This is a genomic window from Sinorhizobium sp. NFACC03 (assembly GCF_900103435.1).
Classification (GTDB): Bacteria; Pseudomonadota; Alphaproteobacteria; order Rhizobiales; family Rhizobiaceae; genus Ensifer.
This window is the reverse complement of the sequence record NZ_FMXF01000001.1, coordinates 117,257-140,890: the sequence shown is the minus strand read 5'-3', so window position 1 is coordinate 140,890 and position 23,634 is coordinate 117,257. Positions and strand designations below refer to the sequence as shown.

At 63.4% G+C, this 23,634-nt stretch carries 20 protein-coding genes; 10 read left to right on the top strand and 10 right to left on the bottom strand.

The window, feature by feature from the left end; all coding sequences use genetic code 11:
• Window positions 1-24 precede the first annotated feature (24 nt).
• Window positions 25-549, top strand: a complete 525-nt coding sequence (locus tag BLU35_RS00650) for an Lrp/AsnC family transcriptional regulator (protein ID WP_057248156.1) — start codon at window positions 25-27, stop codon at window positions 547-549.
• Between the two features lie 26 nt (window positions 550-575).
• Here the strand turns inward: BLU35_RS00650 and BLU35_RS00645 are convergent, their stop codons facing one another.
• The 8 genes from BLU35_RS00645 to BLU35_RS00610 form a co-directional block, all read right to left on the bottom strand.
• Window positions 576-1,586, bottom strand: coding sequence for a KpsF/GutQ family sugar-phosphate isomerase (locus tag BLU35_RS00645; protein WP_057248155.1), 1,011 nt, complete (start codon window positions 1,584-1,586; stop codon window positions 576-578).
• Between the two features lie 145 nt (window positions 1,587-1,731).
• Window positions 1,732-2,187: an RrF2 family transcriptional regulator gene (locus BLU35_RS00640; RefSeq protein ID WP_057248154.1), complete on the bottom strand. Its 456-nt coding sequence runs from the start codon at window positions 2,185-2,187 to the stop codon at window positions 1,732-1,734.
• 212 nt (window positions 2,188-2,399) lie between these two features.
• Window positions 2,400-2,612 (bottom strand): hypothetical protein, encoded by a 213-nt coding sequence (locus BLU35_RS00635; protein ID WP_057248153.1) that lies wholly within the window; start codon window positions 2,610-2,612, stop codon window positions 2,400-2,402.
• A 509-nt stretch (window positions 2,613-3,121) separates the two neighbouring features.
• A complete protein-coding gene (gene secD / locus BLU35_RS00630; protein WP_057248152.1) occupies window positions 3,122-5,659 on the bottom strand; it encodes a protein translocase subunit SecD in 2,538 nt (845 codons plus the stop codon).
• 112 nt (window positions 5,660-5,771) lie between these two features.
• Window positions 5,772-6,179, bottom strand: coding sequence for a hypothetical protein (locus tag BLU35_RS36000; RefSeq protein ID WP_245296243.1), 408 nt, complete (start codon window positions 6,177-6,179; stop codon window positions 5,772-5,774).
• Window positions 6,180-6,362: 183 nt separating this feature from the next.
• Window positions 6,363-7,970, bottom strand: a complete 1,608-nt coding sequence (locus BLU35_RS00620; protein ID WP_057248150.1) for a 5-guanidino-2-oxopentanoate decarboxylase — start codon at window positions 7,968-7,970, stop codon at window positions 6,363-6,365.
• On the bottom strand, window positions 7,967-9,157 hold the full coding sequence (locus BLU35_RS00615) for a pyridoxal phosphate-dependent aminotransferase (protein ID WP_057248149.1): 1,191 nt from the start codon (window positions 9,155-9,157) through the stop codon (window positions 7,967-7,969). Before BLU35_RS00615 ends, BLU35_RS00620 begins: the two co-directional genes overlap by 4 nt.
• 17 nt (window positions 9,158-9,174) lie before the next feature.
• Complete coding sequence (locus BLU35_RS00610) at window positions 9,175-9,798, bottom strand: TetR/AcrR family transcriptional regulator (RefSeq protein ID WP_057248148.1); 624 nt, start codon at window positions 9,796-9,798, stop codon at window positions 9,175-9,177.
• A gap of 272 nt (window positions 9,799-10,070) precedes the next feature.
• Between BLU35_RS00610 and BLU35_RS00605 the strand changes: the two genes are divergently transcribed.
• The 8 genes from BLU35_RS00605 to BLU35_RS00570 all read left to right on the top strand — a co-directional run bounded on the left by BLU35_RS00605 (window position 10,071) and on the right by BLU35_RS00570 (window position 17,989).
• Window positions 10,071-10,844, top strand: coding sequence for an ABC transporter ATP-binding protein (locus BLU35_RS00605; protein WP_057248147.1), 774 nt, complete (start codon window positions 10,071-10,073; stop codon window positions 10,842-10,844).
• 36 nt (window positions 10,845-10,880) lie between these two features.
• Window positions 10,881-11,663 carry a transporter substrate-binding domain-containing protein gene (locus tag BLU35_RS00600; RefSeq protein ID WP_058329032.1) on the top strand — a complete coding sequence of 261 codons (783 nt, stop codon included), beginning with the start codon at window positions 10,881-10,883 and terminating at the stop codon, window positions 11,661-11,663.
• 101 nt (window positions 11,664-11,764) lie between these two features.
• A complete protein-coding gene (locus BLU35_RS00595) occupies window positions 11,765-12,490 on the top strand; it encodes an ABC transporter permease (protein ID WP_057248145.1) in 726 nt (241 codons plus the stop codon).
• The gene (locus BLU35_RS00590) at window positions 12,487-13,311 is read left to right on the top strand and encodes an ABC transporter permease (RefSeq protein WP_058329033.1); all 825 of its coding nucleotides are present in this window, start codon (window positions 12,487-12,489) and stop codon (window positions 13,309-13,311) included. Before BLU35_RS00595 ends, BLU35_RS00590 begins: the two co-directional genes overlap by 4 nt.
• A gap of 1 nt (window position 13,312) precedes the next feature.
• Complete coding sequence (locus BLU35_RS00585; protein WP_093231875.1) at window positions 13,313-14,482, top strand: M20 aminoacylase family protein; 1,170 nt, start codon at window positions 13,313-13,315, stop codon at window positions 14,480-14,482.
• 315 nt (window positions 14,483-14,797) lie between these two features.
• The gene (locus BLU35_RS00580) at window positions 14,798-16,219 is read left to right on the top strand and encodes a cytochrome ubiquinol oxidase subunit I (RefSeq protein ID WP_093231874.1); all 1,422 of its coding nucleotides are present in this window, start codon (window positions 14,798-14,800) and stop codon (window positions 16,217-16,219) included.
• The gene (gene cydB, locus BLU35_RS00575; protein WP_058323579.1) at window positions 16,209-17,213 is read left to right on the top strand and encodes a cytochrome d ubiquinol oxidase subunit II; all 1,005 of its coding nucleotides are present in this window, start codon (window positions 16,209-16,211) and stop codon (window positions 17,211-17,213) included. The genes BLU35_RS00580 and cydB overlap by 11 nt, the downstream gene beginning before the upstream one ends.
• A 467-nt stretch (window positions 17,214-17,680) precedes the next feature.
• Window positions 17,681-17,989, top strand: a complete 309-nt coding sequence (locus tag BLU35_RS00570) for a chorismate mutase family protein (RefSeq protein WP_093231873.1) — start codon at window positions 17,681-17,683, stop codon at window positions 17,987-17,989.
• Window positions 17,990-18,023: 34 nt separating this feature from the next.
• Here the strand turns inward: BLU35_RS00570 and BLU35_RS00565 are convergent, their stop codons facing one another.
• The gene (locus tag BLU35_RS00565) at window positions 18,024-19,190 is read right to left on the bottom strand and encodes a pyridoxal phosphate-dependent aminotransferase (protein ID WP_057248139.1); all 1,167 of its coding nucleotides are present in this window, start codon (window positions 19,188-19,190) and stop codon (window positions 18,024-18,026) included.
• 206 nt (window positions 19,191-19,396) lie between these two features.
• Window positions 19,397-19,825 carry a large conductance mechanosensitive channel protein MscL gene (mscL, locus tag BLU35_RS00560; protein WP_093231872.1) on the bottom strand — a complete coding sequence of 143 codons (429 nt, stop codon included), beginning with the start codon at window positions 19,823-19,825 and terminating at the stop codon, window positions 19,397-19,399.
• 262 nt (window positions 19,826-20,087) lie between these two features.
• On the opposite strand from mscL, the gene BLU35_RS00555 reads away from it, so the two are divergent.
• On the top strand, window positions 20,088-23,591 hold the full coding sequence (locus BLU35_RS00555) for a PAS domain-containing hybrid sensor histidine kinase/response regulator (RefSeq protein WP_093231871.1): 3,504 nt from the start codon (window positions 20,088-20,090) through the stop codon (window positions 23,589-23,591).
• Window positions 23,592-23,634 lie beyond the last annotated feature (43 nt).

The following is a 23,634-nucleotide window of genomic DNA, read 5'->3' as shown; positions in this document are numbered from 1 at the left end:
TCAGCAGCAAGAGGAAACATCGGAATGGATCAAAATACAGATGACGTTCGGCGGAAGCGTCCACCGGAGCGCGACCTCGACGCGATGGACCGAAAACTATTAGGCGTGCTGGTCGAGGATGCGACGACGAGCTATGTCGAACTCGGTGAACGGGTCGGGCTTTCGCCACCGGCGGCGCATGAGCGTGTGAAGCGGCTCAGGCGATCAGGGGCGATCCGCCGCGTGGCAGCGCTGATCGATCCCGAGGCCGTCGGCAAGACGTTGCTCGCCTTCGTCCATGTCGACACGACCGGCTGGGGAAAGACACAGGCGCTGCTTGCCATCGAGGAATGCCCCGAGGTGGAGGAGATCCACTCGGTCGCGGGCGATACCTGCATGCTGCTCAAAGTCCGCACGGAAAGCACCCATGCGCTGGAGGGGCTGCTGGCGCGCCTCTACGACACGCCCGGCGTCAAGGCGACGCGCAGCTATGTGGTGCTTTCAACCTATCTGGAACGGCCGGTGCAGCCGGGCACGACGGGCGACTGGCCCGCCGTGGTCAAGGGTTAGGCAGCTTTCGCGAGGTGTACTACCCCTCAGACGACGCCGGCGCGCAGCAGGTCGTGAATGTGCAGGATGCTGACCGGTGCTCCGCCATCGCCGACGACGAACAGCACCGTTACCTTGTGCTGCTGCATGAATTCCATGGCGCCACTCGCGAGCACGTCGCCACGGATCACCCGCGGATTGCGCGACATCACCGCCTCGACCGGTTGCTGGAGCAGATCGCCCGACATGTGGCGGCGCAGGTCGCCATCGGTGATCACACCGACAAGCTTGCCGGTGTCATCGACGATGCCGACGACGCCGAAACCCTTCGACGACATTTCGATGAGGGCCTCGCTCATCGGCCGCCCCGTCTGGAGCAGCGGCATCTGGGCGCCCTCATGCGCCAGCTCGCGGACCAGCCGCAACTGCGCACCGAGCTTGCCACCGGGGTGGAATGTCTTGAAATCTTCGGCCGAAAAGCCGCGCCGTTCCAGAAGCGCGATCGCCACCGCGTCGCCGACGGCGAGCTGCAGCATTGCGGATGTCGTCGGCGCGAGGCCGTGCGGGCAGGCTTCCTGCACCTTGGGCAGTACGATCGGCACTTCGGAATTCCGCGCCAGCACGCTGTCGCGGTTGGCACAGATCGAGACGATCGGCACGTTGAAGCGCTTGGCATAGGTGAGCATGTTGGCGAGCTCGGCCGTCTCCCCCGACCACGAGAGCAGGATCAGCACGTCCTGCGAGGTGACCATGCCAAGGTCGCCGTGGCTCGCTTCGGTCGGATGCACGAAATAGGCCGAGGTGCCGGTCGATGCCAGGGTCGCAGCGATCTTGCGGCCGATATGGCCGCTCTTGCCGACGCCGGAGACGACGACACGCCCCTGGCTCTCGCCGATCAACTCGACTGCATCGACGACACTGCGGGCAAAAGCTTCGTCGGAGCCAAGGTGGTCAGTCAGCGCCTTGATGCCGACCATTGCAGTCGTCAGCGTCCGGCCGATCGACTCCAAAGCCGCAACCGCGGTGCGCTCATGCGCAGATGCTTGTCTCAAACCCATGATGACCCCGATCTTACGAAGACTTAAGTGGCAGGCTGCAACGCTGCCCGCCAGACCATTGACGGCAGATAAGCGCTTTTTCTTGGCAAACCAAGCCTTGGAAGCAGACTTCGGGGGAAAACTGGCGCGATCGGCGGCGTTTTCGTCAGCCGGCCCGCATTTCTTCGACAGTTTCGAGCGGCATCGACTTGTCGGCGGCGAACTCTTCAAGCGTCATCGAGTCGAGGATCGCAGCAACGGCGTCGCGCACCGTGGTCATCGATACCCGCACCTGACAGGTCTCGGGATCGTTGCAGTCCTCGCAGACCTCATAGGCCGTGCGGCTGGCACAGCGGATCGGCGCCAACGGCCCATCCAGCGTGCGGATCACATGGCCGATGCGAATTTCGGCAGCGGGCCGCGATAGCGAATAACCGCCGCCCGGGCCCTTCTTCGAGCGCAGCATGCCGGCGTTGCGCAGTTCGAGTAGGATCGTGTCCAGGAACTTCTTCGGGATATTGTTGCGCTGGGCGATTTCGGTGATGAAGGCGGTCTCCCCCGGCTCCAGCCGTGCAAGATCGACCAAAGCCTTCAGACCGTATTTTCCCTTCTTCGTCAGCATTCCGGCACGCTTTCCCTGCGGCTCCCGATACGGGAATCATCCGCGCAAATGCAAATACATCTTGGCATAGCACAAGAAACGTACTGCCAACATATAATTATAGTGGGGAATTGGCCGAAGTCGCGGCCACGCTTGCAGCGGAAGCAACGACGATTTTCAGAAGTATCGGGCGGATGCGGGAGAAAAGCCGAAAACGACCTTTCTCACCCGCTTCATGCGGCTGCGCTGTGACCCCGCCGCTTCGCCGACACGGCCTGGTGGGCCAGCAGCTGGCGGATCGCGGCACGTGCTTCCTCGGCCGAGCCGAAGCGCTTCGCGTCCAGATCCCAGACGTGATACTTCACCGCCACGAACTTGAAGCGATCTTCATCCGGGACGACCACACCGACGGCTTCGCCGCCAAATTCGATAACTTGCTTGCTCATACAAATAACGCTCCTTCCACGCCGGAGGCGCGGAGACTTTCAATTTCGGCAAAAGATAAAGTTCGAGGGGTTCGACGGTCACATTCGGCAGAGATTGCGAATGTGACGTTTCTCTGTTGCGCGACAAAGGAGACGCGTGCCGAAGAAGGCGGCGGTCGAGACGTTTCCGAACATGTCACTCTCCTTTGGCTGGCCCGGCATCAGCATGCCGGTGCGTTTGATGAACAACCGTGAGGCGGACTCCCCGCGTCACGTATTGGCAAACTAGAATAATCTACCAATTCCGTCAATTAAAAAGATGAAGATGCGAAAAATAATTCTCACCCTTCAAATCTTAGGGGGACGCGGACGCAAAATCCGTTCTCCCGCCCCGGAACCGGAGACCCTCGCTATCTAGGTAGCGAAGAATCAGTCTGCAAGGCACGAGGGGATAAAGACAGCACATTCGGACAAAAAAGGGGCGGCCCGCCGGGCCGCCCCTTCACGTTTTGTATCCCGGGACCGCCGGATCACGCCGCCGGCGTGCCCGCCTGAGGCGTGGTGCTCGAACGAGACGCTTCGCGATCTTTCCACCAACGGTTCAGGAAGAGCAGGATCGGTCCGCCGATATAGATCGACGACGTGGTCGCAACGATCACGCCGAAAATCATCGGCCAGGCGAAGCTCTTGACCGCGTCGCCACCCCAGATCGCCATCGGCACCAGCGACAGGGCCGTCGCCATCGAGGTGAAGATGCATCGCGCGATCACCTGGTTGATGCTCATGTCGATCAGGTCGGAGAACGGCATCGACTTATACTTGCGGAGGTTCTCGCGCATGCGGTCATAAACCACGACCTTGTCGTTGACCGAGTAGCCGATCATCGTCAGCAGCGCGGCGATGGCCGTCAGGTTGAAGTCGATGCCCGTGAGCGCGAAGAAGCCGATCGTCTTGGTGATGTCCAGCAATAGAACTGCGATCGCGCCGACGGCGAAGTGCCATTCGAAGCGGAACCAGATGTAGAGCAGGATCGCCACCATCGCGAGACCGACGGCGAGGAAGCCCGAACGGGCAAGTTCGGTGCTGACGGTCGGTCCGACGACCTCGGTACGCTCGAAGGTCGCATCGGAGATTGTCTGGACTACGGTGTCCTTGATGCGGTTCAGTGCCGCCGTCTGCTCCTGCTCGCCGCCCGGCTGACGCTGAACGCGGATCAGAACCGACTTGTCCTGGCCGAACTCCTGCAGCGCCACTTCGCCGATGTTGAGCGCTTCGAGGTTGTGGCGCAGCGTCGGAAGGTCGAGCGTGTTCTTCGAGGTGGTTTCGACCTGAATACCGCCGACGAAGTCGATGCCGTAGTTGAGGCCCGGCGTGAAGAACAGCACCACCGAGCTAATCGACAGGAACGCCGACATCCCGATGGCGACGAAGCGGCCCTTCATGAAGGAGAAGGACGGAAGCTTCGGAACCTTGCCGAAGAGCGACGGAATTTCGAGCTTCTTCATCTTCCGGCGAACGACGACCTCACGCATCATCAGGCGTACGACGGTGATCGACGTGAACATCGAGATGATGATGCCGAGCATCATGGTGACCGCGAAGCCCTTCACCGGGCCGGAGCCGAAGGCGAACAGCAGCACGGTGCCCGAAAGCGTCGTGACGTTGGAGTCGATGATGGTTGCATAGGCCTTGTTGAAGCCGATATCGAGCGCCTTCATCGCGCCGGCGCCGCCTTCCGTCTCTTCGCGAATACGCGCGTTGATCAGGATGTTGGCGTCCACCGCCATGCCGATGCCGAGAATGATACCGGCGATGCCGGGCAACGTCAGCGTCGAGCCGAGCATGGCCAACAGCGCGATCGTCAGGATCGTGTGCAGCACCAGGCCGACATTGGCGATCATGCCCCATGCGCCGTAGAGCACGACCATGAGGGTAACCACGAGGGCGAAGCCGGCAAGGCCGGTATAGATGCCCATGCGGATGGAATCCGAGCCGAGGTTCGGGCCGACCGAGCGTTCTTCGATGACAGTCAGCGGTGCAGGCAGCGCGCCCGAGCGCAGGAGCGCTGACAGAACGGTTGCTTCCTGCGCGGTGAAATTGCCACTGATCTGGCCATTGCCACCGATGATCGGCTCGCGGATGACCGGTGCCGTCAGAACCTTGCCGTCAAGCACGATCGCAAAGGGCCGGCCGACAGCGGCCTGGGTAATTTCCGCGAACTGGCGGGCACCCAGGGAGTCGAAGGTGAAAGAAACGATCGGCTCGTTGGTGCGCTGATCGAAGCCGGCCTTGGCATCGGCCAGCCGCTCGCCCGAAATCGCAACGCGACTTTCGACCGCATATTTGTTGTTGTCGTGCGCACCCGGCAGGATGTCGACGCCACGTGGTGCCGGCTGATTGGGATCCACAGTCTGGTCGACCATGTGGAAGCTCATCTGGGCTGTGGAGCCGAGAAGCTGGCGTAGTGCCGTCGGATCCTCGAGGCCTGGAAGCTGGACGAGGATGCGGTCGGAGCCGACGCGCTGGATCAGCGGCTCGGCAACACCGACGGTATCGACACGCTGACGAATGATTTCCAGGCTCTGCTCAACCGCCTTGGTGGTGCGGTCGGCGAGGCCGGCCTCGGTCATGGCGACCGTGATGGTGTCGCCATCCTCGGTGACCGCGATATCGGAAGCCGAGCCGCCAAAGCCGAGCGTGCCAACCGGGGCAGCCAACTCTTTAAGCTTCGGCAGAACCTTCTCGCGGTCGGCAGCGTCTTCGATCTTGACCGTCACGGTGTCGCCGGCGATGCGGGCAGACGAAGCCGGAACGCGTTCGGCGCGCAGCGCCCGACGCGTATCGTCGAGCAAGGTTTCGAGGCGGGCCTTGCGCAGGCCGGCGGCGTCGACTTCGAGGACGAGGTGCGAACCGCCCTTGAGGTCGAGGCCGAGCGTCACCGGCTTGACCGGCAGCCAGGCGGCGAATTGTTCACGCTGTGCTGGCGTCAGCACGTTGGGAAGCGCCGCGACGCATCCGAAGATGATCACGGCGACATAGACGAGAATCGCCCATTTCGATGTACGCATGTTGTGGTTCCAGAAGAGCCTGCACGGGCGCGGGGCGCGTCGTCAGGACTTTGTTTCATCAATGGCGGCGTAGCGGTCCAAGCCGCAAACGAGCCAGAATATGCTTGATGGATCAGGCGCGCGGGGGTGCGCGAATATGGGGCCCATGGCTCGAAGCCCCGCCGATCTGCTCTGCGACACGGCGCAGGAACCGACCGTCCGACGATTGGGGAAATTCCAGCTCCGCGGATACCGGCAGCAGCGCCGGTAACCCATCGTCGGTCGCGGACTTCGCGTCCTTGCGCTCGGCCGTGAACCGAAGGTCTGAAAGCGGTGTCGCCCGCGAGATCTGCCGGGCTGCAGGGCGATCGGTCGAGCCGGTATCGGTGACATTACCGGCCTGGGCGCCAGAGGACGAGCGGGACGGAATGCTCTGCCCAACCGAGATGACCTGCATTGCGAAGGAGGCGCAGAACAGCCACAGCACGGCGAGAAGCCGGCCGGCCTGCATATTCTTGCTGCCACCACCCAAGCGGTCCATCGAGGACGCGGTCCCTTTCCTTGGCGCCTACAAGACGCGCGGCGCTCCAGCGCCAGCGAGACGAAACTCAGCCCGAATGCCCGACCTTAACGAAAGAACGTGGCCGGATTCGAGCATGGGCGCCCTTAACACCATTGCGGGCCGGAAAAGTCAAATCCGGCCCGTTGTGCGACTGAGGCGCTGTCAGGCCGAGAGACCCGCCGTCCGCCTCTCGTGGATCTCGATGAGCGACGGGCCTTTGCGCTCTGCGGCTGCGGCAAGCGCCTGCGCCAGATCGGCAACCGCGGTGAGCCGCTGCCCCTCGACCCCATAGGCCTTGGCCGCCATCAGGAAGTCCGGCGCCGAGGGCCTGACCCCTTCAGGGGTAACGCCGGCGTCGACCATGTAGGACTCGATCTCCTGGTAGCCGTCATTGTTCCAGACGAGGAAGATCACCTTCGCCTGCGCATCCACCGCGGACCCGATCTCGGCCAGCGAGAACTGGAAGCCGCCGTCGCCGACAAGGCACACGACCGGACGCGACGGATCGGCAACGGCAGCGCCCACGGCCGCCGGCGGGGCGTAGCCGAGCGAGCCGTAGCCGGTCGCGGAATTGAACCAGCTGCGCTGGCGCGGCGCATCGCAATAGAGATTGCCGGCATAGACGGCCTGGGTCGAGTCACCGACAACGGTGCAGTCCGGCAACGTCCTGTAGACCGTGTCGATGATGCCGATCTCGGCCTTCATCTTCGGCGTCAGTTCCTTCAGCGCTGCCCGTCGCGCGGTTTCGGCGCGCCCCACTCCATCCTTCGCGGTGTGGCCGGGCAGGAAGGCGAGGATGCCTGCCGTGGCCGCCTTGGCGCCGGAGAGAATGGAAAGGGCTGCATGCGGCCCGCGCGCGAGCTGCGCTGAGTCAATGTCGGTGCGGATGAGATTGCGCAAGGCCGGGAAACCGCCATCGGCATACATGTCGTAGTCCGTCTGGCCCATTTCGGTGCCGAGCGCCAGGACAAGGTCCGCTTCCTTGAGGAGCGACCGCACCGCCTTCAGGCTGGGGCTTGCGGGAACGCGCAAGGGGTTGCCGGCGAGCATGCCGCGGGCGTTGACCGTGGTGACGACAGGCGCGCCGATCTTCTCGGCAAGCGCCGTCACTTCGGCTTCCGCCGTCAACGCGCCGCCGCCGCAGATGATCACCGGCCGCGAGGCGTCGGCACAGAGGATCGCTGCACGCTGCAGCGTCTCGCTGTCGGAGCGCGGGCGCGTCGCCGTCGCCGGCCGCACCGCCTGCGGCGCGATCTTCGCCGCCATCACGTCGGTCGGGATCTCGATGTGCACCGGCCCCGGCCGGCCGGAGACGAGCACCGAGAAGGCGCGGTCGACGACGAAAGGCAGGTCTTCCGGATTGAGCAGCGTGTGCGAGTAGAGCGCCAGCGTCTTCATCATGCCGTGCTGGTCGGGCAACTCATGCAAGAGCCCGCGACCGTGACCGAGCGAATCGCGGCGATTGACGCCGGAAATCACCAGCATCGGGATGGAATCCTGCCGAGCCTGCGCCATCGCCGTGATGGTGTTTGTGAGTCCCGGACCGGTGATGACGAGGGCGACACCCGGCTTGCCGCTGACCCGGGCATATCCATCGGCCATGAAGCCCGCACCCTGTTCATGGCGCGGGGTCACATGGCGGATCTTCGATGCCGCCAGCCCGCGATAAAGCTCGACCGTGTGCACCCCGGGAATGCCAAAAACCACCTCGACGCCATTGGCCTCGAGCAGATCGACCAGCACTTCTCCAACTGTTTTTTCCATCGTCATGCGCAGCGCTCCTTACGCAGGCTGGACCGCTCGGCGAGCGCAGCGATGCGACGGCAGGCCTCGTCGATGTCCCGATCAGGCACGGTCAGGCTGACGCGCAGATAGTTCTGCGCCTGATCGCCAAAGGATGATCCAGGCATGACGGCAACCCCCTCCTCTTCGAGCAGCGCCCAGGCAAACGCATCGCCGTCAAGGCCGGTTCCGGAAACGTCGATCACAATGAACATGCCGGCTTCCGGCGCGAACACCTCGATGCCGGGTGCCGCGGCAAGACCGGCTACGATCTGTGCGGCACGGGACTGATAGGACTCGCGCATCCGCCGCGCGGTATCGATGTCATGGGTCAGGGCATAGGCGGTCATGTCGGCGATGAAAGGCTGGGTGCCGAAGAGCATCGTTTCCGAAACCGGCAGCAGCCGGTTGGCAAACTCGACCGGGCCGACTGCCCAACCACTGCGGAAGCCGGGCGCGGCGTGGGACTTGGAGATCGACGAGACGACGACGGTGCGTTCGGCGAGATCCGGATTGTCGAAGGGCGAGGCAAAGACGGCGTCGAAGACAAGTTCCTCGTACACCTCATCGCAGACGATCCAGAGATCGTGACGGCGCGCGACCTCGCCGATCGCGGCGATCTCGGTCGCGGTCAGCACGGCCCCGGTCGGATTGTGCGGCGTGTTGAGCAGCAGCACCCGGCTCTCGGGTGTGATCGCCTTTTCAAGATCTTCGGCCTGCATGTGGAAGCCGAATTCCGGCTTCAGCGGCACCAGTACCGGATGGGCGCCGGTGGAGCGGATCACGCCCTCATAGGTCGCATAGAGCGGGTCGCCGACGAGCACCGCGTCGCCGGTTTCGACCAGGGCCAGCATCACGGAGAAGAGCGCCGTCTGGGTGCCGGGGAAGCACAAGACGTTCGCCGCGGTGACGTCGTCACGGCGCCGGCGATATTTTTCCGCGAGAGCAGCCACGACCGGCGGCTCGCCGCGGCCATTGGAATAGCGGTAGCGCCCGGCATTCATCGCGCGCTGGCATTCATCGAGAAGGGCGCGGTCCGGCGGAAGGTCCGGTTCGCCGATGGTCAGTTCGATGATGTCGGCGCCACTTGCCTTCAGTTGGCGGGCACGAATATGCAGCGACCATTTTCCCGAACCAAGATCGGCAAGACGTTCGGTGATGGACGCGTAGCGCATGGTGTTCTCTCCCGTTGTCATTGTTTTGCAGTTCCGATCGACGTGCCGAGCAGTGCCTCGGCCGACGACATGGCGATGGCGACCAGTTCACCCTCGCGAAAGAGGTCGCCCGCCAGGCACCCCTCCACCCAAAGACCGTCGACCAGCCCGTTGATGGCGATGGCGAACGCCCGGCAGGTTTCTGCGTCCGCCGGTTTGCCCTTCGCCGCAAGAAAATCGGCGAGCAGTTCCTGCAGTGTGTTGCGGAAGGCGAGGTAGCCTTCGCGATGGATCTCGGCGAGTACCGGATCGACACGCACCTGGCTGATGAAGGCGGCCCACAGCGAGATGCTCCGGCTGTCGGCCACCGGTTCGGTGAGGTTGATCGCGATGAAGTCCCTGAGGCGGGTTTCCGGATCACCCTCCACCTGGCTCGCCTTGTCCGTCAAGGATGCGATGACGGCGCGATAGGCCTCGGCGACCATCTGATCCTTCGATTCGAAATAGTGACGCACGAGCCCGGCGGTCACGCCGGCGCGGATCGCGATCTGCCGCACCGTCGCGCCCTTGAGCCCAAATTCGGAGATGCAATCGAGCGTCGCCTCGATCAGCTCCTGGCGGCGTTCGCCTTCCGGAGCGCGGTGAAAGCTGCGCCGGTTCATGCGGCGACCCGCTGGAACAAGTGCCCTGGCGCGGTCGACGATGGCTTCGGCCGGAACGGGGACATGGGCGGCTCCTTCGGGAAATCAAGGCTGGGGGCGGGCGTCGAAAAATCGACGATGCGTATTATTATACGCTTGAATAATAGCGACACAAGTGCAACCATGCCAATCAACAAAACCGTGACAGGCCAAAGATGCCGCGCGGGAAACGACAGGGGAACTGTTCTCATGCTGACAGAAAAAGCGCGCAGAGCCGTTGGAGCGGCGTGCCGATGACGGATGCGGCCCAGGCAATCGCGGTCACTGACCTGCACAAGCGTTTCGGGCCATTGGAAGTGCTGAAGGGTGTTTCGCTGACGGCGAAACAGGGCGACGTGATCGCCATCATCGGCGGCAGCGGCTCCGGCAAATCCACCTTCCTGCGCTGTATCAACCTTCTGGAACTCCCGTCCGCCGGCAGCGTCAGCGTGCATGGCGAGAAGATCCGGATGAAACCCGACGGCCGAGGCGGCCTCGTGCCGGAGGACCGCCGGCAAGTCCAGCGCATCCGCAGCCAGCTCGGCATGGTCTTCCAAAGCTTTAATCTCTGGCAGCACATGACCATCCTCGAAAACGTCATCGAGGCGCCGATCCACGTGCTCGGCAAGCCGAAGGCCGAAGCGGTCGCCACCGCCGAAACGCTGCTCAAGCGCGTCGGCCTCTATGAGAAGCGCGACGCTTACCCGGCCTTTCTTTCCGGCGGCCAGCAGCAGCGCGCGGCGATCGCGCGGGCGCTCGCTATCCAACCGCTGGTCATGCTCTTCGACGAGCCGACCTCGGCGCTCGATCCTGAACTCGTCGGCGAAGTGCTTTCGGTCATCGGCGATCTCGCGCGCGAGAAGCGCACGATGATCCTGGTTACCCACGAGATGAAGTTCGCGCGCGACGTCGCCAACCACATCGTCTTCCTCCACAACGGCGTGATCGAGGAACAGGGCCCGCCAGAGGCCATCTTTGGTTCGCCGCGGTCGGAAAGGCTCAAGAAGTTCATCAGTTCCATTCACTGAATTCCGGAATGCTAAACAACCAAAAAGGGGAACAGCATGAAGAAGGCATTGAAAGTCCTGGCCGTTGCGACGGCAATCGCCGTCAGCGGCGGCGTCGCCGCTTCGGCCGAAGCGCTTAAGGTCGGCGTCGCCGCCGAGCCCTATCCGCCGTTCACGGCGCCCGACGCCAGCGGCAAATGGGAAGGCTGGGAAGTCGAGTTCATGAACGCGATGTGTGCCGAGGCGAAGCTCGAATGCGTGCTGACGCCGGTCGCCTGGGACGGCATCATCCCCGCGCTGACCTCGAAGAAGATCGACATGATCATCAGCTCGATGTCGATCACCGACGAACGCCTGAAAACGATCGATTTCTCGGACAAATACTACAACACCCCGACCGGCATCATCGGCACCAAGGGCGTCGACATCAAGCCGACGCCGGAAGGTCTCAACGGCAAGGCGCTCGGCGTCCAGGTCTCGACGGTCCACCAAGCCTATGCCGCCAAGCACTTCGCGCCGGCAGGCGTCGACGTCAAGGAATACCAGACGCAGGACGAAGCCAACAACGACCTCGCCGCCGGCCGCCTCGATGCCGTCCAGGCGGACGCCATCGCGCTGAAGGCTTTCCTTGCGACCGACCAGGGCAAGGAATGCTGCGACTACAAGGGCGACGTCGCCGAAGACGTTGCCGTGATCGGCCCGGGTGTGGGCGTCGGCCTGCGCAAGGGCGAAACCGAGCTCAAGGACAAGGTCAACACTGCGATCAAGGCGATCCGTGACAACGGAACCTTTGATACGTTCTCGAAGAAGTACTTCGACTTCGACATCTACGGCGATTAAGGCGCGATCGGCCGACGGCCCAGAGGTGCTGTGCCTTGTGTGCCTGAAAGGGGACGCGGGCGCAGCAGCCGCCGCCGGCTGGCGCCATCGGAGTACGACGCATGGCTGCGGATTCCCTCATCAATTGGGGCCTGCTCTCGCTCAACGCGCCCGGATGGGGCGGCGTGTTGCTGCAGGGCTTTTTCAACTCCATCCAGATCGCCGTCGGCGGCTTCACGCTCGGCCTGGCACTCGGCATCGGCGGCGCCTTCGGCAAGCTCTATGGCGGTCCGGTGCTGCGGGATCTGCTTGAATGCTACACCACGGTGGTGCGTGCGGTGCCGGAACTGGTGCTGATCCTGCTGCTCTATTACGCCGGCACCGATCTTCTCAATCAGGTGCTGGCGCTCTTTGCGATCGGCCCGGTCGACATCAGCGGCCTGATGGCCGGCATCTTCGTCATCGGCGTCGTCCAGGGGGCTTACTCGACCGAAGTCTTGCGTGGCGCGATCAAGGCGGTGCCCGCCGGACAGATCGAAGCGGCGCGGGCCTATGGCATGTCGCCGACCAAGGTCTTGAGGCGTATCACGCTGCCGGCGATGCTGCCCTATGCCATTCCCGGTCTTTCCAATCTCTGGTTGATCGCCACCAAGGACACCGCCCTTCTCGCTGTCGTTGGCTTCAGCGAGCTGACGCTGGTCACGCGCCAGGCGGCCGGCACGACCAAGGCATACCTGCTGTTCTTCCTTGCCGCCGGCGCGCTCTATCTGGCGCTGACACTCGTGTCCAACGTCTTCATCGGCATGCTCGAACGCCATGCCCGACGCGGCTTTGCGGTGCAGCGATGACCAACGAAACCACCCACGCCGTTGCCTTCACGCCCGAGGACCTGCCGACGGCTCGGAGCTTCTTCGTACCGCATCGCATCGTGATGATGCTGGTCTTCGCCGCCTTCGTCGTCGCCGTTGCCGTCTTCATGCGCTGGGACTGGCTGCCGCGTTATCTGCCTCGGCTTGGCTGGGGCATTCTCGTCAGCCTCGTGATGCTGTTCAGTACCGCGATCCTCGGCTTCCTGCTGGCGGTGCCGATCGGCCTCGTGCAGGTGACAGGCCCTTGGTTCCTGAAACTGCCGGCCAAGGTCTTCTGCACTGTCATTCGCGGCACGCCGCTGCTCCTGCAGCTCTGGCTGCTCTATTACGGGCTCGGCTCGCTGTTTCCGCAGTTTCCGGCGATCCGCCAGTCCTTCCTCTGGCCCTATTTGCGCGAGGCCTGGCCCTATGGCGTGGCGGCACTCACCGTCTCGTTTGCCGCCTATGAGGGCGAGGTCATGCGCGGCGCCTTTGCCGGCGTGCCGCCGGGCGAGCTGGAGGCGGCCAAAGCCTATGGCATGAGCCCCTGGACGATGTTCCGGCGCATCTGGCTGCCGCGCGCCATCCACCGGGCGCTGCCGACGCTGAACGGCGAAACAGTGCTGCAGCTCAAATCGACGCCGCTCGTTGCCACCGTGACCGTCGTCGACGTCTATGCAGTGATCTCCAAGGTCAGGCAGGAAACCTTCCTCACCTACGAGCCGCTGCTCCTGCTGGCGCTCATCTATATGTGCCTCACCGGCATTCTGGTGGTGGCCTTCCGCACATTCGAAAATCGCATCCCAACCCGTGGCGCCTGACATGAAGCTTTCCTCCTCGATCACCAACGCCATGCCGGAACTCGTTGCCATCCGCCACGATCTGCATGCCCATCCGGAACTTGGATTGGAGGAGAAGCGCACCTCCGCCTTCATCGCCAAGCATCTCGAAAGCCTCGGCTATGAAGTGACGACGGGTCTCGCCCAAACCGGCGTCGTCGGCACGCTCCGGAACGGCACGAGCGGGAGATCAATCGGCATTCGCGCCGATATCGATGCGCTGCCGATCCTGGAAGAAACCGGTCTCGACTATGCCAGCAAGACCGCAGGATTGATGCACGCCTGCGGTCACGACGGCCACACGACCATGCTGCTCGGCGCGGCGCGGGCGCTCGCCGAGCGGCGCAATTTCGACGGAACGATCCACCTGATCTTCCAGCCGGCCGAGGAGAACTTCGGCGGCGCCAAGATCATGATGGACGAGGGCCTGTTCGAGAAGTTCCCCTGCGACGCGGTGTTTGCGCTTCACAACGAGCCGGGCCTGCCCTTCGGCCGGTTTGCCCTCCGGGAAGGCCCGATCATGGCGGCCGTCGACGAGGCGCGCATCACCGTTCACGGCCGCGGCGGGCATGGCGCGGAACCGCAGGAGACGGCCGATCCGATCGTCTGCGGCGCCTCGATCATCATGGCGCTGCAGTCGATCGTCTCGCGCAACATCCACCCGATGGACCCCACTGTTGTCACCGTCGGCGCCTTCCATGCGGGTTCCGCCAGCAACATCATTCCTGAGCGTGCCGAGATCGTCGTCGGCATCCGCTCTTTCGAGCCTGATGTCCGCGACGAACTCGAACGGCGCATCCGCATGATCGCCGAAGCGCAGGCCGTGAGCTTCGGCATGCGCGCGACGGTCGACTACCAGCGCAGCTACGATGCGACGATCAACCACAAGGCCGAGACCGACTTCGTGCGCGATCTCGCAGTACGCTTTGCTGGTGCCGACAAGGTCGTCGATCTCGCCCGTCCCTTCATGGGCAGCGAGGATTTCGCCTATATGCTGCAGGAAAAGCCGGGGACCTATTTTTTCCTCGGCTCGAAAGTCAGCGACGACGACAAGCCGCTGCACCACCCGGCCTACAACTTCAACGACGACCTGCTGCCGATCGGCGCCGCCTTCTGGACCGAGCTTGCCGAAGCCTATCTCCCGGTCCGCTGACGCCGTCCCGGCAACCCTTTGATCGATTGCCGGTCGCCTGCTTCGCTCTCTGGTGAAACTCCGTCCAATATGCCGCAGCGCAACATTGCCGCAGTGTGACAACGTGGCGGACGCGCCGTCATTGACGTTTGGCAAATTTGGCGCAGATTCAAGCGCATGCTGAGAAGCCGGGGCCAACACCGAAAACGCCCCGACGGACGGCCAAGAAAAGTCCCCTGATCGACGATCGATCATGGGACGAATGATGCAGCAGCCAGAGCGATACGGCCACGCGTCAGCGACGCGCGTTGCCGTATGTCTGAAAGGATTGCGCCCGTGTTTGAGAGTTTCGATGCGACCCTGCTCGCTCGCTTCCAGTTTGCCTTCACCGTCTCCTTCCACATCATCTTCCCTGCTTTTTCCATCGGCCTTGCAAGCTACCTCGCGGTACTGGAAGGTTTGTGGCTCCTAAAGAAGGACGGGGTCTACCTCGAACTCTTCCACTTCTGGAAAACGATCTTCGCGGTCGCCTTCGGCATGGGTGTGGTCTCCGGCATCGTCATGTCCTACCAGTTCGGCACCAACTGGAGCGTCTTTTCCGACAAGGCCGGGCCGATCATCGGGCCGTTGATGGGCTACGAGGTGCTGACCGCCTTCTTCCTCGAAGCGGGCTTCCTCGGCGTCATGCTCTTCGGGCTCAACCGCGTTGGGCCAAAACTGCATTTCCTGGCCACAGTCATGGTCGCCATTGGCACGTTGATTTCGGCCACCTGGATTCTTTCCGCAAACTCCTGGATGCAGACGCCGGCCGGTTTCGCAATGAACGAAGCGGGCCAGTTCGTCCCGGTCGACTGGTGGGCGATCGTCTTCAACCCGTCCTTCCCCTATCGCCTCACCCATATGGTGCTTGCCGCCTACCTCACGACCGCCTTCGTCGTCGGCGCCTGCGGCGCCTGGCACCTCATCCGCAAGACGGCGCCGCGCCGCGCCCGCAAAATGTTCTCGATGGCGATGTGGATGGCGGCGATCGTCGCGCCCATCCAGATCTTTGCCGGCGACATGCACGGGCTGAACACGCTGGAGCACCAGCCGGCCAAGGTGATGGCGATGGAGGGCCACTACCAGAGCCATCCGGACGGAGCGCCGCTGATCCTCTTCGGCATCCCCAACTCGCCCGAAAAGCGCGTCGACTATGCGATCGAGGTTCCGAAGCTCTCCAGCCTGATCTTGAAGCACGACCTCAACGCGCCGCTCGCCGGTCTCGATACGATCCCGGAGGAGCTGCATCCGCCCGTCGGTATCGTGTTCTGGTCCTTCCGGGTGATGGTCGGACTCGGCTTTGCCATGCTCGGCATCGGGCTCTGGTCGCTCTGGTGTCGCTATCGCGGCACGCTCGACAGCAATGTCTGGCTGCACCGCGCGGCAGTCGTGATGGGCCCGGCCGGTTTCGTCGCCGTGCTCGCCGGCTGGGTCACCACCGAAGTCGGCCGCCAGCCCTACACCGTCTACGGCCACCTGCTGACAGCGAACTCGGTGGCGCCGATCGCAGCCCCTGCCGTCGCCGCCTCGCTGATCGCCTTCATCATCGTCTACTTCTTCGTCTTCGGCGCCGGTACCTTCTACATCCTGAGGCTGATGGCGCGATTGCCGCGCGATCCAATGCCGGATCTCGACGAAGGGCCGCTGCGAAGCTCCGGCATCATGCCCGGCCCCGCCATCGCCAGCACCAGCACTCATGGAGGTCGTCATGGAGTTTGATCTGCCGTTCATCTGGGCCGCCATCATCGCCTTTGCGGTGCTCGCCTATGTCATCCTCGACGGCTTCGACCTCGGCGTCGGCATCCTCTTTCCGTTCTTCCCGGAGAAGCACGACCGCGACGTGATGATGAATTCCGTCGCGCCGGTCTGGGACGGCAACGAAACCTGGCTGGTGCTCGGCGGCGGCGGTCTGATGGCGGTGTTTCCGCTCGCCTATGCGACGATCCTGCCGGCACTCTACGCCCCTGTTATCGCCATGGTCATCGGCCTCATCTTCCGCGGCGTCGCCTTCGAATATCGCTGGCGCACCAGGCGTGCCGAATATCTCTGGAACTGGGCGTTCTCGGGCGGCTCGATGCTCGCCGCCTTCGCGCAAGGCATAACTCTCGGCGCGCTCGTCCAGGGTATCCCCGTCGAGAACCGCGCCTATGTCGGCGGCTGGTGGGACTGGCTGACGCCCTTCTCGATCATGACCGGCGTCGCCGTCGTCGTCGGTTATGCCCTGCTCGGCTCCACCTGGCTGGTCATGAAGACCCATGGCGACCTCGCCGACCGCGCCCGCGACCTCGCGCTCAAGTGCTCGTTCGGCACCGTCGCCGCCATGGGCATCGTCAGTCTGTGGACTCCGTTCCTGGAGCCGCAATATCTGAAGCGCTGGTTCGGCTTTCCGACGGCGATCTTCAGCGTCATCGTGCCAGCCCTCGTTCTCGGTTGCCTGTATGCGCTGATCACAGGCATTCGCAACAGGCACGACAGCCGGCCGTTTCTTGCGGCGCTCGGCCTGTTCGTGCTCGGCTATGCCGGCATCGGCATCAGCTTCTACCCCTATATGGTGCCGCCATCGCTGACCATCTGGGATGCGGCGGCGCCTGAGGAGAGCCTGTCCTTCCTGCTCGCCGGCGCGCTGGTGCTGGTGCCGATCATCCTCGCCTATACCGGCTATTCCTATTGGGTGTTCCGCGGCAAGGTCGATCCGGAGGAGGGTTACCATTGACTGATGAAACCGGAACCGGCCGCAAGCTTCTCTGGTTCGTGGGCCTGTGGTGCGCCGGGGTGGCAGCCGTGACGATCGTCGGCCTCGCGATCAAGCTGATGATCGGAACGTGATCGATTCTCATAAGTTCGAGCGAGATGCGGGCGGAAAACCGCATACGCTTTTCCTCATCCCGCTCTAAAAAGCCTCGCTCAAGCTTGGCCGGCTAACTTCCCTCAACACGTCAGCAGGCGATCGCCGCAGACGGAGACAGGACCGCACCCTCCTCCCCTGCCCAGCGATCGCCTGCTGAGGTGACCACCGTCACCGGTCGCCTGCTGCGACCCTGTTGCCCCTTCTCATTGAGCTCATCGTTTGTTAGCAGTGCGCCGCAAGAGCGCTCCGCTTGCTGAGAGCCGAGGGACGCTCGAACACCTGGACCTGCGCTTGGCCGCGACGGCCATGCACCAGGCAATCGGACGAGACAGATGCAAAAGACCCCCGCGCAATGCACCACCATGGCCGATGTGCGTGCCGAAATCGACCGGCTCGACCAGGCGCTGATGACGCTGTTTGCCGAACGCTGGGGCTATATCGACCGGGCGGCCGAGATCAAACGGCCGCTGAAGCTGAAGGCCGATATTCCGGCGCGGGTGATGGAAGTGCGTGAGAACGCCCGCAAGAACGCCGCGAACTTCAACCTCGATCCGGATTTCTACGAGGATATCTGGGCGCGGCTGATTGGCCACGCAATTGCCCATGAGCAGAAGCTGCTCGGCGAAACCGGCGACGAATAGCGTCGCCGTCTTCGATCGCCCTTCCTGGCAGAAGTCAGCGCCCGAGGATGTAACCCTGCAAGCGGTGCGCGGCTTCCTTCACCTGGGCCGGGTCGCGCAGGAAGCAGGCGCGCATGAACAGCGAACCACCATCGCCAAAGGCGGTGCCGGGCGCCAGGCCGACGCCCGTCTTGTCGACGATATCGATCGCGGCCGCGCGCGAATCCGTGACGCCGTCGATTTTCAGGAACGCGTAGAGCGCTCCATCCGGCTTCAGCGTTTCCACCCGGTTGGTAGCGATCAGCGCGTCGCAGAAGACGTCACGGTTGCTGGTCGCCTTGGCGACATTCGCGTCCAGGAAGGCATCGCCCTCGTCAAGCGCCACGACGGCACCGCGCTGCATGAACTGGGCGACGCCTGACGTCGAATATTGCACCAGGTTCTCCAACACCTGACCCATCTCCGGCGGGGCGACGATCCAACCCACCCGCCAGCCGGTCATCGACCAGTTCTTCGAGAAGGAATTGACGAAGAGGATCCGGTCGCCCTCTTCCATGACATCGAGGAAGGACGGCGCGCGGGCGCCGGCATAATAATAGAGCGCGTAGATCTCGTCGGCGATGATCCACAGACCATGCTTGCGCGCCAGCGCCAGGATCGCGGCCAGTTCTTCCTTGGTCGCGGTCCATCCCGTCGGGTTCGACGGCGTGTTGATGAACAGTGCCCTGGTCTTCGGGCCGATCGCCGCTTCCAGTCGATCGAGATCGAGCTGCCACTTTCCGTGTTCAAAGCGCAGTTCGACGGAAACTGGACGGACGCCAGAGAGGTCAGCGGCAGCGGCAAAATTCGGCCAGGCCGGCGTCAGCAGCACCATCTCGTCTCCCGGCGAAGCGATCGCCTCGATCGAGAGCTTGATTGCCTGCATGCCGGAGCCGACGACGTAGAAATTTTCGGGCGAAAGGGCTTTCTGGAAACGCCGCTGATAGTAGCGCGACAGCGCCTCGCGCAGCGGCGGGATGCCGCGCTGCCAAGTGTAGAAGGTCTCGCCGGCGGAAAGCGCCTCGCGTGCCGCATCGCTGATAAAGGCCGGCGTCGGCAGGTCGCCTTCGCCGACCCAGAGCGGGATCAGGCCGTCGCGCCCGCGGGCATAGTTCACCACCTCGACGATGCCGCTTTCGGGCGCCGCAAGTGCGCGGGGGCTGATGGTGCTGAGGATGGTCATCGGCGGGCTCCGGAGGCACGACGGTCCCGCGCCGGATCGCCCGAGATCATCGTGAAAGATTCCAATGGATTAGAGCGGAAATGGACCGCTCCAGACTGCCCATCGCTTCTAGCCGCTTTCGCTTCTGCGATCACGCGACTTTATCTGACCGGTTTATCGATTTTTGTGATGTTTCGCGGCCCCGCCAGAACGGGCCGCGAGAAGCCTCAGGCGCGCTGTTTCAACAGGTCGCGGATTTCGGAGAGCAGAAGGATATCTTCCGGCGGTGGCGCGGCCGGTGCCTCGTCCTTCTTCTTCTCGATCGACGCGCGCATGCGGTTCACGGCCTTGATCATCAGGAAGATGATCCAGGCGAGGATCAGGAAGTTGATGAGCACGGTGATGAAGTTGCCATAGGCAAAGACAGCGCCCTGCTGACGGGCAGCGGCGAGAGACATCGCCGTGACGTTGGCCGACAGCGGTAGGAAGTAGTTGGAGAAGTCGAAACCACCACCGGTCAGCGCGCCGACGATGGGCATCACGAGGTCTTCGACGACCGACGTGACGATCTTGCTGAAGGCGGCGCCGATGATGACACCGACCGCGAGGTCCATCACGTTCCCGCGGGCAATAAACTCCTTGAACTCATTCAGCATACGTCTCTCCGTATCATCCCCGTTGAAAACGACCGCCGGCGCTGTCCCGCGCTGCAACCGTTTACGGAAACTAAACCAAAGCGGGCAGCGAGAAAACCTTTCTTTGCCTTTGGTCAAACCACGCCTGCCAAAAGAAGGATCAAACTCCCTTCCGCATCCGGCAGACCATTTTCTCTTGCAGCACCTTGGACTTAAGACTCATATGCCGGGCAATTCTCAACCTGGCGGACTTGTCCTATGCTTCGCGTCGGAGGAGTGAGGCATGCTTTCGGGTTCGGTCATCTTTGCCTCGGCCTTCGCCTATCTGCTGCTGCTGTTTGCAGTCGCGAGTTATGGCGACCGGCGGGCCAGGAGGAAAAGCGCTGCGCTGAAAGGCAGACCGCTCGTCTATGCGCTCAGCCTTGCGATCTATTGCACGTCCTGGACCTATTTCGGCGGCATCGGGCTTGCCGCCGAGCGCGGGCTCGAATTCACCGGCATCTACATCGGACCCATCCTGATGTTCACGCTGGGCATGCCGCTGATCCGCAAGATCATCCGCCTTGCCAAGACCGAGAAGCTGACCTCCGTCGCCGACTTCATCGCCGCGCGCTACGGTAAGAACCCGGCCGTGGCGGCGATCGTCGCGCTGATCTCGCTGGTCGGTGCCATCCCCTATATCGCATTGCAGCTCAAGGCGATTTCGAGCTCCGTCGCGGCGATGATCAACACCAGCGACTATGGCATCGGCGCGGGGCAGAGTTTCATCGACTTGCCCCTGCTCGTGACCCTGTTCCTCGCCTGCTTCGCCATCGTCTTCGGCACGCGCCATACGGACGCGACAGAACATCAGGACGGGCTGATCCTGGCGATCGCAATGGAATCGCTTGTCAAGCTCGTCGCCCTGGTTACTGCCGGCTTCTACATCGTCTTCGTCATCTTCAACGGCCCGGCGCATCTCTGGTCGCTGGCGGCAGAGAGCCCGGCGGTGCAATCCGCACTCTCCTATGAAACGCCGACGGCGCGCTGGATCCTGCTGATCGTCACCTCCGCCTTCGCGATTATCATGCTGCCCAGGCAGTTCCATGTGACCGTCGTCGAGAACCGCACCGAAGGGGAGTTGCGTACCGCCGGCATTCTCTTTCCGCTCTACCTGATCGGCATCAATCTCTTCGTGCTGCCGATCGCGATTGCCGGCCTCCTCACCTTCTCGGGCTCCGGCGATGCGGATCTTTACCTCTTGACTCTGCCACTCGCCAACGGCCTGCCGCTGCTGACGCTGATTACTTTCATTGGCGGCTTCTCGGCAGCAACGGCCATGGTGATCGTCGCCTCCGTGGCGCTGTCGATCATGATCTCCAACGACATCGTCATGCCGGTGTTCCTGCGCCGCAATCTCAGCCAGCGCGGCGGGCTTCAGGAGAACCTCGCGGGGACGCTGCTCAACATCCGCCGCTCGGCGATCTTCGTCGTGCTCCTGCTCGGCTACGGCTATTACCGCTCCGCCGATATCAGTGCCGGCCTTGCTTCGCTCGGGCTCCTCTCCTTCGTCGCCATCTCCCAGATGGCGCCGGCCATGCTCGGCGGTCTCATCTGGCGCCAGGCGAATGCGCGCGGCGCGATCACCGGCATGGTCTCCGGCTTTTTCGTCTGGGCCTATCTCCTGTTCCTGCCGAGCCTCGGCGGACCGGACAATTCCCAGGTCGCGGCAACGGTGCTGAGCTTCCTGCTGCCATTTACGGACCTCTTTTCGGGTCCCCGCGCCGACCCGTTGGTGAATGCCACGATGCTGAGCCTGCTCGTGAACTGCAGCGCCTATGTGCTCGGCTCGCTGACCCGGACGCCCAAGCCGATCGAGCGCTTTCAGGCCGGCATCTTCATCACCCGGCGGTCGCGCACCGAAGGCACGTTCCGCGGCCGCAAGACCAAGGTCACGGTGCGCGATCTCAAGGCGACGATCGGCCGCTACATGGGCACCGAGCGCATGCAGCGCTCGTTCCACACCTATGAGCGCCAATCCGGCCGCTGGCTGGACGACAATGCGCCGGCGGACATGGCAGTCGTGCATTTTTCCGAGCAGTTGCTCGGCAGTGCCATCGGCTCGTCGTCGGCGCGGCTCGTGCTTTCCCTCGTCCTGCAGCGCGGCGACGACACGTCGTCGGACACAGCCTGGCTGCTCGACCAGGCGAGCGAGGCGCTGCAATACAATCAGGATATGCTGCAGACCGCGCTCTCGCAGATGGACCAGGGCATCGCCGTCTTCGACAACGCCAACAACCTGATCATCTGGAACCGGCGCTTCCGCCAGCTTCTCGATCTGCCCGAGGCGGCCGGCCAGGTGGGCTTCCCGCTCGCCGATATCGTTTCGATCCTCACCAAGCGCGGCGATATCCGCAAGGATCAGGAAAAGGGATTGATCGCCAACTTCCTGACGCTGGACAAGCCCTTCCTGCTCGAACTTGGCAATGGCGAGCGCATCATCGAAGTGCGAACCAATGCCATGCCCGACAAGGGCATCGTCACCACCTATACCGACATCACCCAGCGCGTTGCCGCCGACATGGCACTGAAGCAGGCGAACGAAACGCTGGAACTGCGCGTCGAGGAACGCACCGGCGAACTCACCCGCGTGAACCGGGAACTCGCCGAAGCGCGGGCGGCCGCGGAAGAGGCCAATATCGGCAAGACGCGGTTCTTCGCCGCCGCCGGCCACGATATTCTGCAGCCGCTCAATGCCGCCCGTCTCTACTCGTCCTCGCTGGTCGAGCGGCTGGGCGATTCCGACAACAGCACGCTCGTTGAGAACATCGATTCCTCGCTGGAATCGGTCGAGGCCATTCTTGGCGCCGTGCTCGATATTTCGCGCCTCGACACCGGCGCAATGAAGCCGCGGCTGCAATCCGTCCCGCTCAACGACCTGCTCCGCCGCATCGAGACCGACTTCGCGCCGATCGCGCGCGCCAAGGATCTCGACCTGGTGGTCATGCCGACCTCGCTGGTCGTGCGCAGCGATCCGAACCTTTTGCGCCGCGTGGTGCAGAACCTCGTTTCCAACGCGATCAAGTATACGCTCACCGGCAAGGTGCTGGTCGGCGTGCGCAGACATGGCGCGATGGCGACGATCGAGGTGCTCGATTCCGGCATCGGCATTCCGTCGTCGAAGTTCCGGACGGTCTTCAAGGAATTCGCACGGCTCGACGAGGGCGCGCGCACCGCTTCCGGGCTCGGCCTCGGTCTTTCGATCGTCGATCGCATCTCGCGCGTACTCAACCATCCGGTCAGCCTGCAATCGACACCGGGCAAAGGCACCGGGTTCAAGGTGACGCTGCCGCTGGACGTAAGCGCCGGCGAACCGGTCGCGGTCCGCCCAGTTGTCCACAACAAGGCGAGCGAGGCGCTCAACGGCTTGCGCGTGCTTTGCATCGACAACGAACCGCGCATCCTCGAGGGCATGAAAGTGCTGCTTTCGGGCTGGGGCTGCGTCGTCAGCACGGCGGAATCGGTTGCCGCCTGTGCCGAGATGACGGGAGAGCCGGCCGAGAAACCGCACGCGATCATCGCCGACTATCATCTCGACGACGGCACTGGCATCGAGGCAATTGCGAAGATCCGGCTTTCCGCCGGCGAGGCGATCCCAGCCCTGCTGGTGACGGCGGACCGCTCGCCGGAAGTGCGCGCCGCGGCCGAGCGCGATGGCGTTTCGATCCAGAACAAGCCGGTGCGGCCGGCAGCGATGCGGGCGTGGCTGACGCAGCTTTCGACGGCGGCGCGAACGGCTGCGGAGTGAGCGGCTTCGGCGTTGCGGCAACGCGCCTGCGATAGACGAATGC

Bases quoted from the DNA above. Each gene is read 5' to 3' on its own strand.
- BLU35_RS00645 (WP_057248155.1), bottom strand. From the start codon at position 1,586: ATGGGTTTGAGACAAGCATCTGCGCATGAGCGCACCGCGGTTGCGGCT.
- BLU35_RS00650 (WP_057248156.1), top strand. From the start codon at position 25: ATGGATCAAAATACAGATGACGTTCGGCGGAAGCGTCCACCGGAGCGC.
- BLU35_RS00610 (WP_057248148.1), bottom strand. From the start codon at position 9,798: ATGAACCGGCGCAGCTTTCACCGCGCTCCGGAAGGCGAACGCCGCCAG.
- BLU35_RS00570 (WP_093231873.1), top strand. From the start codon at position 17,681: ATGCAAAAGACCCCCGCGCAATGCACCACCATGGCCGATGTGCGTGCC.
- BLU35_RS00640 (WP_057248154.1), bottom strand. From the start codon at position 2,187: ATGCTGACGAAGAAGGGAAAATACGGTCTGAAGGCTTTGGTCGATCTT.
- BLU35_RS00565 (WP_057248139.1), bottom strand. From the start codon at position 19,190: ATGACCATCCTCAGCACCATCAGCCCCCGCGCACTTGCGGCGCCCGAA.
- BLU35_RS00605 (WP_057248147.1), top strand. From the start codon at position 10,071: ATGACGGATGCGGCCCAGGCAATCGCGGTCACTGACCTGCACAAGCGT.
- BLU35_RS00635 (WP_057248153.1), bottom strand. From the start codon at position 2,612: ATGAGCAAGCAAGTTATCGAATTTGGCGGCGAAGCCGTCGGTGTGGTC.
- secD (WP_057248152.1), bottom strand. From the start codon at position 5,659: ATGCGTACATCGAAATGGGCGATTCTCGTCTATGTCGCCGTGATCATC.
- BLU35_RS00595 (WP_057248145.1), top strand. From the start codon at position 11,765: ATGGCTGCGGATTCCCTCATCAATTGGGGCCTGCTCTCGCTCAACGCG.
- BLU35_RS00615 (WP_057248149.1), bottom strand. From the start codon at position 9,157: ATGCGCTACGCGTCCATCACCGAACGTCTTGCCGATCTTGGTTCGGGA.
- BLU35_RS00590 (WP_058329033.1), top strand. From the start codon at position 12,487: ATGACCAACGAAACCACCCACGCCGTTGCCTTCACGCCCGAGGACCTG.
- cydB (WP_058323579.1), top strand. From the start codon at position 16,209: ATGGAGTTTGATCTGCCGTTCATCTGGGCCGCCATCATCGCCTTTGCG.
- BLU35_RS00600 (WP_058329032.1), top strand. From the start codon at position 10,881: ATGAAGAAGGCATTGAAAGTCCTGGCCGTTGCGACGGCAATCGCCGTC.
- BLU35_RS00585 (WP_093231875.1), top strand. From the start codon at position 13,313: ATGAAGCTTTCCTCCTCGATCACCAACGCCATGCCGGAACTCGTTGCC.
- BLU35_RS00555 (WP_093231871.1), top strand. From the start codon at position 20,088: ATGCTTTCGGGTTCGGTCATCTTTGCCTCGGCCTTCGCCTATCTGCTG.
- mscL (WP_093231872.1), bottom strand. From the start codon at position 19,825: ATGCTGAATGAGTTCAAGGAGTTTATTGCCCGCGGGAACGTGATGGAC.
- BLU35_RS00620 (WP_057248150.1), bottom strand. From the start codon at position 7,970: ATGACGATGGAAAAAACAGTTGGAGAAGTGCTGGTCGATCTGCTCGAG.
- BLU35_RS36000 (WP_245296243.1), bottom strand. From the start codon at position 6,179: ATGGACCGCTTGGGTGGTGGCAGCAAGAATATGCAGGCCGGCCGGCTT.